This window comes from Rhodoplanes elegans (genome assembly GCF_016653355.1).
Classification (GTDB): domain Bacteria; phylum Pseudomonadota; class Alphaproteobacteria; order Rhizobiales; family Xanthobacteraceae; genus Rhodoplanes; species Rhodoplanes elegans.
Genome location: NZ_NHSK01000034.1, coordinates 1 through 13,697, shown reverse-complemented (window position 1 = coordinate 13,697; position 13,697 = coordinate 1). Strand labels below are relative to the sequence as shown.

Here is a 13,697-nt window from a genome sequence, read left to right as displayed (position 1 = left end):
TGCTGCGCTCCGGCGCCGGCGGGGCCGCCCTTGTAGGGGCTGCCCGGGGCGCCGGAGCGCAGCAGCGTGTCGTGGGTGGCCACCGTCTCGGCGAGCTGGCTGAGGAGCGCGCCGAGCTCGCCCAGCTCGTCGGACAGCGGCTTCGCCGCCTCGCCGACCCGGTCGAGGACGCCGTCGAGGCGCGACTCCATGGTGGCGACGCGGCGGCCGAGGTCGAGCACCTGGCGGGCGAGGTCGGTGGTGCCGCGCGACAGATCGACGAGCGAGCCGGTGGCGTCGCCGCCGCGGTCGCGCGCCTTGAGGGCGACCGCGTTGTAGACGGCGAGCCCGGTGAAGGCGACCAGCGTGACGATCGCCGTCTCGGCCGCGTTGGTGCCCACATAGAGGTACATGAGCGTGCCGAGCGAACCGGCGATCAGCGCCATGCACAGGCCGACGAAGACGGCACCGACGCGGGCCATTACGAGCTCCGAGAACACCGAGACAGGTTGCGGGATATCAAGGTGATTCGCCGCGCCAGCTCACACTCTCGACAACCGTGCCGGGGGGTGCAAGCGCGTCGGGACGAAATCTGTCGATATGCCGTCATCCGGCCACAGCAACTCTTGCCGCGCGGGTCGTGGCGCCCCAGGTAACGACACGAGGAAAGGTCTAGAGCACCATGGTTACGTTGAATGTCACCGGGATGACCTGCGACGGCTGTGTCCGCGCGGTCGAGCGGATCATCAAGGCGCAGGATCCGCAGGCCAACGTGACGATCGACCTCGGCAGCGGCCGGGTCGAGGCGGCGACCTCGGCGGCACCGGCGGCGCTGGTCGAGGCGATCGAGGCCGCCGGCTTCGGCGCCCAGGCGGCGTGACACAGTGAGGTGCCGCGTGCCCGGTTCGTGGCGCCTCGCGCCGCGGCCGGGACACGAGGCGATGCCGGATCAGGCGCTCCGAGCGACGCTGTTCCGGGTGTCGCTGCCGGACACCATCGACGCCGCAACGGTGTCGAGCATCGCCTTCAGGCTGCGTGACAGCTCGTCCTGGCTGACCGCCCCATCTCCGTCGCCGTCGAGCGACGCGAAGACACTGTCGGCGGTCTCGGTCGTGTCGCCGCTCGCGGTCGCGAGGCTCTCCAGCTCGCTCTGCGACACCGATCCGTCGCCGTCGGTGTCGAGGGCCGCGACGATATCGGAGGCGGCGCCGTCGACACCCCCCTCCCCGCCCGGGCCGCCGGGCGGCGGCGGCGGAGGCGGCGCCCCGATCGCGGCGACGCCTTGCGAGTCGGTCGCGGTCGATCCGCTCGACGCCGTCGTCCCGGCCGAGCCGGACACCTGCTGCAGCATCATCAGCATCGCCATCACGTCGCCGCCGAGACCGTTGCCGGACCCCGAGGAGGCGCTGCGGTCGTCCTCGCGCGGCGGCGGGGCGTCGCCCGCCTCGCCCAGCATGTCGAGGAAGCTCGCGCCGCCCGACGTGCTGCCGGACGTCGCGGACGTGGACGTCGTGGACGACGCGCCCGCGGCGCCGGCCGCGCTGCTCGCCTGCAGGAGCTGCATCAGCGACCATAGGCTCGTGGTGTCGGTCGTGCTGCTGGTGGTGGACATCCGGTTCTCCCGAGGCGCACGTCGCCGCCGCCGCCGGCCGCGCTCCAGGCGTCGTGCCGGCCCCGCGAGGATCGTCCGCGTGAGCGTGTACGGGGCTTATACGGGCGGGAGCGGATGTTCCGGCAGACCGCGACAGCCGGGCGGCCCGGAAATGCGTTTCGGAGAGTGTCGAGGCGCCGCGGCGTCATCGTCGGCGGACGCGCGGGAGTGGTCGCGGCGACGGTCGCGTCAGCGTGGCAGCGCCGGCGGTCTCACGCCTGTCCGGTTCACGCCGAGGCCGAGAACGGCGGCCGGCGCTCGTCGGTCCCGAGCGTCGCCTCGGCCGCCTCGGCCGACTGACGCACCGCCGCCGCCATGCCGTCGCGGGTGATGAAGCCCTGCGCCGTGGCATCGATCTTGGTGAACATGCGATCGGCGAAGCTCGCCGTCCCGCCACGCGCCTCGATGAAGGAGACGAACTCGGCCCGGCCGATGCGGCCGTCGCCGTCGGTGTCCATCGCGCGGAAGACCTGGTCGATCCGACCATCGGCGGCGCCGCCGCGGCCGCGCCCCCGCGCGCCGCCGGCCGGGTCGCCCGAGGTCTGCTGGACGGTGAGCAGGAACGCCATCGTCTCGCTGCTGAGCGAATACTTGCCGGCGCTGCCCGGCCCGTTGATGTCCGTGGCGCCGCCGGTGGCCGGCAGGAAGCCCTGCCCGTGCTCGGTCGAGCCGGACGACCGCTGCAGCTCGCCCCGGACCGCGCCCTTGCGCGACAGCAGGTTCAGCAGGGTTTCGGTGTCCGCCAGGCCGGCGGACGTGATTCTCGCGCTGGACATCCACCCTCCTGGCCAGGACGGTCCAAGTCCCAATCGCCCAAGTCCCGTTCTCGGGGACTCCGTGAGGAGCGTCTGCCGGGCGACCTGCCCGTCGGCAGAGGACGCGCGACGCGGCGCTCCCACGCGATCCGCCGACACGCCGCGGGCGGTTCGGACGGCAGTCCACTTTCGAGGCTGAAGTCTCTTCCTGCTGCGAGGCTTCGTCGCCGACCGGACCTCGAACCGGGGACGGCGCTGTTCGCTCACGCGACCTGCTCACGCGACATCTGGCTGCGACGCGGGTCGACGAACGCCGTCGATCCCGCGACGTGAACGCATGCGGCGACTGGAACACGACGCCGGCGGAACGCGGCCACGAGGCCACCCGCACGCCGGACACTCCTCACCGGAGCTCTGGGCACGCTGTCCCGCCGCCGTGAGGAGGCTGGAACGAAAACGAATCACCGCGAGCCCGGAAATGGTTTCCGACTCGTAAAATTCTAGAGCACGTTGGTGAAAAGAGCAAATTTCGCGCCAGCAAGGGTCGCCCGCGGGCGACCGCTGCGGCGGCGGCCGGCATCGCTGCGCGGCCCGAGAGGGGGCGGAGCCGCCCCCTACTCCACGTCCTCGACCTGCTCCGGCCCGCCGCCGAACGCCTTCTGGGCGAGCGTCGCCTCCATGAAGCGGTCGAGGTCGCCGTCGAGCACGCCGCCGGTGTCGGAGGTCTGCACGCCGGTACGCAGATCCTTCACCATCTGGTACGGCTGCAGCACGTAGGACCGGATCTGGTGGCCCCAGCCGATATCGGTCTTGGCCTCGAACTCGGCCACGGCCGCCGCCTCGCGCTTCTTCAGCTCGATCTCGTAGAGGCGGGCGCGCAGCATGTTCCAGGCGGTCGCCCGGTTCTTGTGCTGCGAGCGCTCGGCCTGGCAGACCACCGCCAGTCCGGTCGGGATGTGGGTGAGGCGGACGGCCGATTCGGTCTTGTTGACGTGCTGGCCGCCAGCGCCGCCCGACCGCATGGTGTCGGTGCGCACGTCCGACTCCTTGACGTCGATGACGATGCGGTCGTCGATCACCGGATAGACGTCGACGCTGGCGAAGCTCGTGTGCCGGCGGGCGTTCGAATCGAACGGCGAGATGCGCACCAGCCGGTGCACGCCGCGCTCGGTCTTCAGCCAGCCATAGGCGTTGTGGCCCTTGATGATGACCGTGGACGACTTGATGCCGGCCTCTTCGCCCTCGGTCTCTTCCAGGTACTCGATCTTGTAGCCGTGCTGCTCGGCCCAGCGCGTGTACATGCGCAAGAGCATGTTGGCCCAGTCCTGGCTCTCGGTGCCGCCGGCGCCGGCATGCACCTCGAGATAGGTGTCGTTGGGATCGGCCTCGCCGGAGAGCAGCGCCTCGAGCTGGCGGCGGTCGACCTCGGCCTTGAGGCCGGCGAGCGCCGCCTCGGCCTCGCCGATCACGCCGGCGTCGTTCTCGGACTCGCCGAGCTCGATCAGCATGATCTGGTCGTCGAGCTCCTGCTCGATGCGGCCGATCGCGGTGAGGCTGTCTTCCAGGCTGGTGCGCTCCTGCATTAGGCGCTGGGCCTTCTGCGGGTCGTTCCAGAGATCGGGATCCTCGGCGAGCTTGTTCAGCTCCGCAAGGCGCGCGCGGGCCTTGTCGAAGTCAAAGATGCCTCCTCAGCAGCCCGACCGACTGCTTGATCTCTTCCACCACGGACACGGTTTCCGCGCGCATCGCCAGCCACCTTCCCGGCCGTTCCCGGCCCCGGCCGTTTCAGGCCGCCGGGCCGTCGCCGGCCACGGACCTCATGGAGCCGCCGCGACCGGCCGGCCGCGGCGTCGTCTCGAATGCCGGTGCCGCATGTAGCGGCCCGGGCGTTCCGGCGCAACCCGCGCGGCGGCACAACCCGCGCGGCGGCACTCCTGCGCGGCAACGCGGCGCACGGCGACGCGCCGCCCCGGGCGTCGTGGCGGCGAGTCGCGCCGGCGCCCGGCTCAGTCGAGCAGCATCGCGGCCGTCCACAGGCCGCCGGAGACGAGGAAGACAGAGAGGCGCGGTGTCGACATGAGGGCCGAGGCGGTGAGCGCGGTGGCGAACGCCGCCGCCCAGCCGGCCAGGAGGACAAGGAGGCGTGCCAAGACGAATCCCATGGGTCTCCCCGCAAGGTTCACGGACCGCCCCCCTGGGCACGGTGCCGACCGTTCGGTCGGCACGCAACCCCGGCGGTCCAGGCCCGCGCGCACATTGTCGCGATCCCGGGCGCAAGGCTCGTCAGCGCGCGCTGTATTTTTGATTCACTTCTTCAGAGCAGTTCCCAAGTTCGAGAATTTCGCATCGCAACCGAAAATTAATCAATAAAATCTTATTCGAATCCTTGCCATTGCTGCGCCGCAATATCACATAATGAGAGACACAGCGACCCCGGACACGCCGAGAGGCGGTGCTTTCGGGGACCGATGAACGAACTGCGATCAGGAGCGCTTAAAAAAGTGATTCATAATTCGAAGCCCGGCTCCACCCCCACCCGCCCCCACAAGGCCACGCTGCTCGGCCGCGCCATCGCCGGCGTCGGCTCGATGCTCGAGGTGCTGCGCGAGGCCCAGGCGATGCGGGCGGACGCCCAGCGCCGCTATCCCTTCGTCGAAACCTGACCGGCGGGCCGGGCCGGCGTGATCCGCCGGCCCGGATGCCGCGTAGATTCTCGGACCTGTTCGAGAACGCCCGCGAAACCGAACTCGGAACTCGGCACCTCACGGCGGCCCGCAATCATTCGTCGCGGTGCTGGGCCTGCGGTGACTTGAGGACGCGCGGGTGGATTAGGCCGGTTCGAGACCAGGAATTAGACGAATACCCGCGGATTGTTGAACTTGCGGCAAATGTGCATGTGCGAAGGCGGGGTTTTTCAACCGCCCTCGGACGGCCATATCAGACGAGACAGACAGCGGTGAACCGCTGCTCAGAAATTCGAGGAGCCGACCATGACCGACTTTGCCATCCCGACCCGTCCCGCCACCGACGGTGCCGTGTCGCGCGCCGTCGCGACCGTGAAGGCCGTTTTCGGCGAAGTCCGTCGCAGCTTCGCCGAGGTCTCGCGGATGCGCCGCGAGGCGGCCGAGCGCTATCCGTTCATCCAGGAGTGAACCAGGGTTCGCGCGCCGGCCGGCTCGCTGCCCGGACGGCATCCGACCCCCCAGGAGCGCCTCTCGGGTCGAAACCTCGACACCCCCGCTCGACACCCCCGCCGAGACCTCCAACGAAAAACCCCCGCTTCGGCGGGGGTTTTTTGTTGCCTGCGGAGGCGCTTGCCGGCGGACCCGCGGGTCGGACGCGCGGCCGCGACGCGGCGGCTCAGTACAGCCCGCCCGTGCCGGTGCGCACCGCCCGGTCGACCTCCGGCGTCACCCCGAGCGGCTGGCCGTCGGGGCCGAGCGTCCCGGCATAGGCGGTCGATTCGGCCGGCGCCGTGCCGGGCTTGTAGGCCTCGAGGATCGCCTTGGTGGTGCCAGGCCCGGCGCGCGTGCCGCTCGCCGCGTCGATGCGGATCAGCTTGATGCCGGGCGGCACCCGGAACGGCACAGGCGCCTTGTCGGCGAGCGCCACCTTCAGGAAGTCGCGCACGATCGGCGCCGCCATGTGGCCGCCCGAGGCGCCGCGGCCGATGTGGCGCGGCTTGTCGTAGCCGAGATAGACGCCGACCGCGAGCTCGGGCGTGAAGCCGACGAACCACACGTCCTTCTCGTCGTTGGTGGTGCCGGTCTTGCCGGCCACCGGCTTGCCGACCGCGGCGACCGCGTTGCCGGTGCCGCGCAGCACCACGCCCTCCATGATCGAGGTGATCTGGTAGGCGGTCATCGGGTCGAGCACCTGCTCGCGGCGGTCGATCAGGCCGGGCTCCGGCTGGTTCTGCCAGCCGTCGGCCTCGCAGCCGCGGCATTCGCGCTGGTCGTGCCGGTAGACGGTCTTGCCGGTGCGGTCCTGGATGCGGTCGATCAGGGTCGGGGTGATGCGGCGGCCGCCATTGGCGACCATCGAATAGGCCGTCACCATCCGCATCACGGTCGTCTCGCCGGCGCCGAGCGCGTAGGAGAGATAGGGCGGCATGTGGTCGTAGACGCCGAACCGCTTGGTGTACTCGGCCACCAGCGGCATGCCGATGTCCTGGGCGAGCCGCACCGTCATGACGTTGCGCGAATGCTCGATGCCGAAGCGCAGCGTCTGCGGGCCGTAATACTTGCCGGTCGAGTAGTTTTCCGGCCGCCACACGCCGATGCCGGGGCCCTGGTCGATCTCGATCGGGGCGTCGACCACGATGGTCGAGGGCGTGTAGCCGTTGTCGAGCGCGGCGGCGTAGACCAGCGGCTTGATCGACGAGCCGGGCTGACGCATCGCCTGGGTGGCGCGGTCGAACTGGCTCTGGTCGAACGAGAAGCCGCCGACCAGCGCGACGACGCGGCCGGTCACCGGGTCCATCACCACCATGGCGCCGGAGATCTCGGGGATCTGGCGCAGGCGGAACTGGCCGTCCTTGCCGGCGACGGGCTCGACATAGACGACGTCGCCCGGCTCCAGCACCTGCGAGGTCTTGGCGACCGCCTTGCCGCGCGCCGGTCCGCTGGTCGCCTTGGCCCATTTCAGCCCGTCGAGCGGCAGGATGCCGACCTCGCGCTCGCGCTTGACCGCGCCGCCCGGCTCGCGGCCGGGCTGCAGGCCGATGCGGGCCGCCTGGTCGGCCGTCTCCAGCACCACGGCGAGACGCCACGGCGCGACGTCGCTCAGGGCGCGCACGTCGGCGAGCCGCGGGCCCCAGTCGCCGGTCACGTCGATCTTGGTCACCGGGCCGCGCCAGCCGAGCCCCTCGTCGAAGCGCACCAGGCCGTCCGTGAAGGCCTTGCGGGCCATCACCTGGAGCTTCGGATCGAGCGTCGTGCGGATCGACAGGCCGCCCTCGTAGAGGCGCTTCTCGCCGAACTTCTCGACGATCTCGCGGCGCACCTCTTCGGCGAAGTACTCGCCGGCGAAGATGTGGGCGCCGGTCGGCCGCGGCGTGACGTTGAGCGGGGTCTTCTTGGCGGCCTCGCCGTCGGCGGCCGTCACGTAGCCGTTCTCGACCATGCGGTCGATGACGTAGTTGCGCCGCTCGACCGCGCGGTCGCGCTGGCGGAACGGGTGGAGCTGCGAGGGGGCCTTCGGCAGGGCCGCCAGATAGGCGGCCTCGGCGACGGTCAGGTCGTTGACCGACTTGTCGAAGTAGAGGAGCGAGGCGGCCGCGACCCCGTAGGCCGAGAAGCCCAGATAGATCTCGTTGAGATAGAGCTCGAGGATGCGGTCCTTGGAGTAGGCCCGCTCGATCTTCAGCGCCAGCAGCGCCTCCTTGATCTTGCGGTCGAACGACACCTCGTTGGTGAGCAGGAAGTTCTTGGCGACCTGCTGGGTGATGGTCGAGGCGCCCTGCGGGCGGCGGCTCGAGCCGATGTTCTGGACGAACAGGAGGCCGGCGCGGGCGATGCCGGTGAAGTCGAGGCCGCCGTGCTCGTAGAAGTTCTTGTCCTCGGCCGAGATGAAGGCGTTGATCACCCGCTTGGGGATCGCCTGGATCGGCAAATAGAGCCGGCGCTCGCGGGCGTATTCGGCGAGCAGCGCGCCGTCGACCGCGTGGACGCGGGTCATCACCGGCGGCTCGTATTCCTGGAGCTGGGTGTAGTCGGGCAGGTCCTTGGAGAAGTGCCAGATCATCCCGGCGGCGGCCGCGATCCCCACCAGGAACACGATGGTCCCGAGCGTGAACAGGAAGCCGAAGAACCGCAGCATCAATCGCATCGCCCCAATCCCCACTGGCGCTGCCGCAGCCGGCCGTGTCGCCCGTACCGCGCCCGGCCCTGCCGGACCCGCTTGCCGCGAACCGCCGTCCGCCCGGGCGGAATCCACCCGTCGTGCCGCCCGTAGGTCGCCCGGTTTTATGGTCAAACTGAGGCTCGGAGGGGCTCGGAGGCCTCCGTCCGGCCGGTAGCCCGGGTTGAGCGCAGCGAAACCCGGGATCCTCCGTCCGCCGCGGGGCGCCCCGCTCCCCGGTCTCGCTGCGCTCGATCCGGGCTACGAAACTACGAAGCGACGAAACGGCAAAACTTGTTACGCCTTCTCGGTCGCCCCATAATAAAATCATGGCCGAGCCTGCAACCGACATGCGCACTCTGACTGTCTCGCTCTCCCGGCGGCAGGCCGGGAAGGTCGAGGAGGCCGTCGAGTCGGGGGCCTACGCCTCGACCAGCGACGTCGTCCGCGACGCGTTGCGCCTGTGGGAACAACGCGAAGAGTCCCGCGCCATGGAACTGGCCCGGCTGAAGCACGCCTACGACGACGGCAAGGCCAGCGGTCCACCCCGCGCCGTGGACACCGAGAGCCTCCTCGCCGACTTCAAGGGCAAGCTCCCGGCCCGTGGCTAACGTCCTTCTCACGCCGCGCGCCGAAGCCGATCTCTTCGAGATCTGGGCCGGCATCGCGGCGGAGAATTCAACACTCTTTTCGCCGGCATCGCGGCGGAGAATCCAACACTCTTTTCCGACGAGCCTACCATTATCGGTCGATTCCCGGCAGCTTTCCGGGAACGATGACGTTCGTATTATCATCACGCCCAAGCTCGAAAGGAAACGTATCTCGCTTAAACAGCGGGGAAGCGATATCGACTCTGAGCCGCATTTCCTCGTTCGAGCAATTTGATAACCTGAATACCTCAGCATCAGCGCCGATTGTCGTGCTTGCGATTGAGTTAAGCTGCTCATCCGAGCTTCCACGATTCATGCTGAGAAATGCTGCCGTCAAGACCGCACCCAGCTTCGGGCGCAAAAGCAGATCCTCGTCAACGCGCTGGTTCGGCGCGATATGCGCGAGCGCTGTTATGACATCCGCATAGTGCCGCGTCAGACTGTCGGGGTCGCGGCCGTCGAATCCCGCGGCCTCCTCGGCCGCGCGATCGGGCTTGCTACGATCCGTCGAGTCGGTGTGATAGTAGTTCTCGATTGCGCCGCGTTGCAGGAAGAAGCATCCAAGTTCGCCAAGCGCCTTTAGTAAGGCATCGTATTTGGTCCGCAGCCTGCCCGCTTCATCGGCCGCAGCATTCCCAAAGCTAGCTGGATCGATCAACACACGCGCCAATGTTACCCGGCGTTTGGTTAGCGCGCTAGCCTGCTTGCTCGACCAATCAGGATAAGACTCCGCCGCCGCATCGACTGCGCTCTGGTGCTCACTCATAAACTCCGCCAAGGCGTCGCGTAGATCGCGGTCGAGGTCGGACAGATTCTTCCGTCCCAGCCGATCGGCAAGCGCCACTGCATTTGGCAACTCGCTGAAGAGGCAGACTAGGCTATTGTCGTCCGTCAGCGCATCAAGATCGGCGAGCACGGCGACCTCTTTGTTCATGAGACGAAACAGCTTCACCGCTTCGCCAAATTCACCCTTGCCGGTGATCGGCACGATCTGTGCGTTGCGAGCCAGCAGTCGCATGTCGAGCCGGCGCGCGAGCTGCGTGACGACGATCTCATCGCTCGGCCCTTCGACCAGCAAGACACGTTCGGCGAACATCGCCATGCGATGGGTGGTGCTCAGCCTGGCCATCACAGCTGTCAGCTTCGCGCGCTTGAGGATGGAGGCATCTTCGGAAACTTGCGCCGGTGATTGACTAGCCGAGTTGAAGAACACGATGCTGGGCAGCTCGCCAATTCTCCGAAGCGGGAGCAGCGAAGTCGAATGGGTCGCGATCACGACAAGCTTTTTCACGGGATCGGATGGGTCGCCCGCGACTTTCTCCATTTCCTCAAGCAGAAACGCCTGATGCTGCGGATGCAGCGAGATCTCGGGCTCGTCGATTAGCAAGGCACCGATCTCATCGTTATGGATAGCGGCCAGAAGCGCCACGAGTTGAAGGATGCCGCTGGCTTCGTGATTGGCGGCATAGGCCCGACCTCCGGCCATCGGAGAGATTCGGACGTTGAGACCGTCCTGGGACCAGGAAAGTTGTACGCTGCGATCGAATAACTGTTGCAGACGCGCCTCGACCTTGAGCCGCAGGTCCGCGCGGGTGTCGAGTGCAAGCAGGATTCCTGTCACACTCTCGAAATCCCACCACTGACTCCGGTAGCTAATGTGGCCAACCGCCGCATCAGAATCACTGCGCCCATGCGGACTCCCAATGGAAGCGCGATAGTGTTCGAGCGGACTACTGCGGCCGGCTGCAAGGAAATGTATCTTACGCCCATAAATCCCGACGGTGCTTGCGGACTTCAGCGCGTCTTTTATTGTGCGCAGAGCGCGCGTCTTTCCGCTGCCATTCGGCCCGACCAGCGTGGTGATGCCAGGCCGAATTTCGATAACCGCTTTCGTTTTGGTATTGTCCAACAACGGGATATTGACCCGCATCGGCCAAGCTTCTGTATTTTCGCCTGAGCCCATTTTAATCGCCTCAAGGCCAGCCAGTTTCATAATCAAGCTATAACCTTATTGCCGATGGCCTGAGCCGAGGCAATAACAGCCAATCAATTGCACGACCAGCAGCAGAATTGCGACGATAAGAATAAGAATTGTGACGGCAGCCTGTCGCTGCCCCGTAGCTCGGGGTCGAACGTGGCGCACCCAGAATCCTCCGTCAACCGACGTCTCGCGCCGGTCCCGGATTTGGCTGCGCTCGATCCAGGCTACGAATCGCGATCGCGAAATCGTCCCGTCAGTTTCCACTCCCCACGCCGCCCGCGGCCTTGGCTTCGCCGGCCGGGGTGGCGAGCCTTGGCTGGAAGAAGGCGTCGACGGCGCGGACGATCGACTCGGTCGCCTTGGCGCGCCAGGCGTCGGAGGTCATCAGCTTGAGGTCGGTCTTGTTCGATACGTAGCCGAGCTCGACCAGCACGGAGGGCACGTCGGGGGCGGTCAGCACCCGGAAGCCGGCCGACTTCAAGGGATGCTTGTGCAGCTTGGCGGCTGACTTCAGCTCGCCCACCAGGGTGCGGGCGAACTGGTTCGAGTAGTTCTTGGTCTCGCGCTGGGCGAGGTCGATCAGGATGTCGGCGATGTCGTCGGGCTCGGCCGAGAGGTCGACACCGGCGATCACGTCGGCCTTGTTCTCGGCCTCGGCGAGCCGCCCGGCCTCGGCGTCGGAGGCGTGCTCGGACAGCGTGTAGATGGTCGCCCCCTCGGCGCCGCCGTCGCGGCGGGCGAGCGCGTCGCAGTGGATCGAGATGAACAGCGCCGCCTCGCGGCTGCGGGCGAAGCGCACCCGCTCGCCGAGCGGGATGAAGCGGTCGTCGGAGCGGGTCATCACCACCCGGTACTTGCCGGTCTGCTCGAGCTTGTCGCGCAGCATCAGCCCGAAGGCGAGGACGATGGTCTTCTCCTCCTCGCCGCTCGGCGCCCGGGTGCCGTTGTCGATGCCGCCGTGCCCGGGGTCGACGACGACGATCGGGCGCGGGTCGCCGTTCTGCTTGGCGTCCGGCTCGCTGCGGCGCGATTCGCGCGGCAGCCGGTTGTCGATCGCGGCGGCGCGCAGGAAGGTCGCCCGGTCGACGGCGGCGAGGTCGAGCACCAGGCGGGCCGGCAGCCCGTCGGCCGGCTCCAGCACGAAGGCGCGCTCGACCCGCACCGGGCCGGTGGTGTCGATGACGATGCGCGAGCCGCCCGGCATCACGAGGCCGTAGCGGAACGCCTTGACCAGGCCGCGGGCCCGCTCGCCGGTCTTGGCCGGAAGCTGGAACGTCACCTGCGGCATGTCGACGATGACCCGGTAGGGGTCGGCGAGCGTGAACGCCCGCACCTCGATGGTCTTCGACAGGTCGACGACGAATCGGGTCTGCCCGGCGTCGCCGGCGAGGCGCGCATCGGTGGCGACCGGGAAGTCCGGAACCGTCGCCGGGATCGCCGAGCCCGGGGCGCGCGGCGGCTCCGCCGCCCGTGCAACGGGGGCGTGCAATGCGCCGACAACGACGGCAATCGCCAAGGCGAGGGCCAGTCCCCGTCCCACCGCCGCATGCCTCCCCGTGCTGCTTCCCGAATAATGTCTGACGGTTAACGTGGGCTTTCTCGGGGCGGCGCCGGCCCGTGTCCGGCACCCGACTGCCTGTCCGCGAGGCAACTGGCTGATCATCAAGCGATTCCCGCCCCGCCCTCGCAGTTCCGTGACACGCATGCGGCTTGCCAATAGGGCATGACGCGCCTTAATAAGAGCTGCTGGTGGATCGAGAGAGTCCGAACGCTCCTGTTTCGGCGTCCGGAACCCTCGAAGGTCCGTCCACCGTTTTCGCCGTCGCCCCGCACGGCGGATCGCGAAAACGGTCGCGAGAGGCTTGCTTGCGAGAGGCTTGCAGCGAAGGGCCTGCAGCGCGAGGCTTGCAGCGGGTCCACCGCGAGAGGCCGCCGCCTTCGAAGGACGATTCGATGCGTTTGCGATCCGATCGGACGTTCACGCGAGACACCCTCAGCCCGTAAGACCCGTCACGGCCACGGCGCGTGGCCCAGCACCCCAGGATTCGGAGCCGATGTCCGGGACACTGAACGAGGAGCACATTGCCGGGCGCTGTGAAAGAGCGCCGGCGCTCCCGTCCTCCCGCGGACCGCGACTCGCGCTTCGTGTCGTTCCTGCTTTCCACCCCCCCTTCGGCGCGCAACGTCCGATGCTTGATCCCGGTCCCGCGGGTGGACCGGATCGCGCGCGGCCGCGCCGCAACGAGACACCGACATGGCGAATAAGATGCTCATCGACGCGACCCACCCGGAAGAGACCCGGGTCGTCGTGCTCCGTGGAAACCGCGTAGAGGAATTCGATTTCGAGTCGGCGAGCCGCCGGCAGCTGCGAGGCAACATCTACCTGGCCAAGGTGACGCGGGTCGAGCCGTCGCTCCAGGCCGCGTTCGTCGACTACGGCGGCAACCGCCACGGCTTCCTGGCGTTCAGCGAAATCCACCCGGACTACTACCAGATCCCGGTCGCCGACCGGCAGATGCTGATCGACGAGGAGGAGCGCGCCCACCGGGCCGCCGAGGCCGAAGCCGACCGCCGCGCCGCCGCCCGCTCGGGCGCCCGCCAGATCCCGGCCGAGCGCCCGCCCCATCGTGACGACCGGGTGGCGAGCGAGCCGGTGCCGGAGGCGCCCGCCTCCGAGCCATCCGTTTCCGAGCCATCCGCCTCCGATGCAGCCGCCGCCGAGGCGCCCGAGTCGCAGGCGTCCGCCGCCGACGCCGCCGGCTTCGGCACCGCCTCCGCCGACGCATCGGCCGAAGCCCCGGCCGCGGGCAGCGCGGTCGAGGCCCCGCACGTGCCCTCGC

12 protein-coding genes and 1 pseudogene are annotated in these 13,697 nt (G+C 68.4%); 5 read left to right on the top strand and 8 right to left on the bottom strand.

Annotated elements, in window-relative coordinates:
* A pseudogene (locus CCR97_RS02320) lies at positions 1–461 on the bottom strand (EAL domain-containing protein); the annotation flags it as partial.
* Between the two features lie 200 nt (positions 462–661).
* Between CCR97_RS02320 and CCR97_RS02315 the strand changes: the two are divergent.
* A complete protein-coding gene (locus tag CCR97_RS02315; protein ID WP_111357629.1) occupies positions 662–859 on the top strand; it encodes a heavy-metal-associated domain-containing protein in 198 nt (65 codons plus the stop codon).
* Positions 860–928: 69 nt separating this feature from the next.
* On the opposite strand, the gene CCR97_RS02310 is transcribed toward CCR97_RS02315, so the two are convergent.
* From CCR97_RS02310 to CCR97_RS02295, 4 genes are all read right to left on the bottom strand, one after another.
* The gene (locus CCR97_RS02310) at positions 929–1,591 is read right to left on the bottom strand and encodes an EF-hand domain-containing protein (protein WP_111357630.1); all 663 of its coding nucleotides are present in this window, start codon (positions 1,589–1,591) and stop codon (positions 929–931) included.
* A gap of 266 nt (positions 1,592–1,857) precedes the next feature.
* On the bottom strand, positions 1,858–2,406 hold the full coding sequence (locus tag CCR97_RS02305) for an EF-hand domain-containing protein (protein WP_111357631.1): 549 nt from the start codon (positions 2,404–2,406) through the stop codon (positions 1,858–1,860).
* Positions 2,407–2,999: 593 nt separating this feature from the next.
* Positions 3,000–4,131, bottom strand: a protein-coding gene (prfB, locus tag CCR97_RS02300; protein WP_111357632.1) for a peptide chain release factor 2 whose coding sequence is annotated in 2 segments (ribosomal slippage) — positions 3,000–4,061 and positions 4,063–4,131 — 1,131 coding nt in all. Because the reading frame shifts where the segments join, the coding sequence is not laid out codon by codon here.
* Between the two features lie 260 nt (positions 4,132–4,391).
* Positions 4,392–4,535 (bottom strand): hypothetical protein, encoded by a 144-nt coding sequence (locus tag CCR97_RS02295; RefSeq protein WP_170146051.1) that lies wholly within the window; start codon positions 4,533–4,535, stop codon positions 4,392–4,394.
* Between the two features lie 351 nt (positions 4,536–4,886).
* On the opposite strand from CCR97_RS02295, the gene CCR97_RS02290 reads away from it, so the two are divergent.
* Together CCR97_RS02290 and CCR97_RS02285 are read left to right on the top strand one after the other, a co-directional pair.
* Positions 4,887–5,048 carry a hypothetical protein gene (locus CCR97_RS02290; RefSeq protein ID WP_170146050.1) on the top strand — a complete coding sequence of 54 codons (162 nt, stop codon included), beginning with the start codon at positions 4,887–4,889 and terminating at the stop codon, positions 5,046–5,048.
* Positions 5,049–5,375: 327 nt separating this feature from the next.
* The gene (locus CCR97_RS02285) at positions 5,376–5,537 is read left to right on the top strand and encodes a hypothetical protein (RefSeq protein WP_170146049.1); all 162 of its coding nucleotides are present in this window, start codon (positions 5,376–5,378) and stop codon (positions 5,535–5,537) included.
* A 208-nt stretch (positions 5,538–5,745) separates the two neighbouring features.
* On the opposite strand, the gene CCR97_RS02280 is transcribed toward CCR97_RS02285, so the two are convergent.
* Positions 5,746–8,214 carry a penicillin-binding protein 1A gene (locus CCR97_RS02280; protein WP_111359894.1) on the bottom strand — a complete coding sequence of 823 codons (2,469 nt, stop codon included), beginning with the start codon at positions 8,212–8,214 and terminating at the stop codon, positions 5,746–5,748.
* Positions 8,215–8,576: 362 nt separating this feature from the next.
* Here CCR97_RS02280 and CCR97_RS02275 point away from each other — a divergent pair, with 362 nt between their 5' ends.
* Positions 8,577–8,837 (top strand): type II toxin-antitoxin system ParD family antitoxin, encoded by a 261-nt coding sequence (locus CCR97_RS02275; protein WP_111359522.1) that lies wholly within the window; start codon positions 8,577–8,579, stop codon positions 8,835–8,837.
* Between the two features lie 130 nt (positions 8,838–8,967).
* Here the strand turns inward: CCR97_RS02275 and CCR97_RS02270 are convergent, their stop codons facing one another.
* Together CCR97_RS02270 and CCR97_RS02265 are read right to left on the bottom strand one after the other, a co-directional pair.
* Complete coding sequence (locus CCR97_RS02270) at positions 8,968–10,869, bottom strand: ATP-dependent nuclease (RefSeq protein ID WP_244670226.1); 1,902 nt, start codon at positions 10,867–10,869, stop codon at positions 8,968–8,970.
* A 241-nt stretch (positions 10,870–11,110) separates the two neighbouring features.
* Positions 11,111–12,397 (bottom strand): N-acetylmuramoyl-L-alanine amidase, encoded by a 1,287-nt coding sequence (locus tag CCR97_RS02265; RefSeq protein ID WP_420826052.1) that lies wholly within the window; start codon positions 12,395–12,397, stop codon positions 11,111–11,113.
* 714 nt (positions 12,398–13,111) lie between these two features.
* Here CCR97_RS02265 and CCR97_RS31530 point away from each other — a divergent pair.
* Positions 13,112–13,697, top strand: a 586-nt coding sequence (locus CCR97_RS31530; protein ID WP_244670224.1) for a S1 RNA-binding domain-containing protein, incomplete at its 3' end; no start/stop codon positions are given.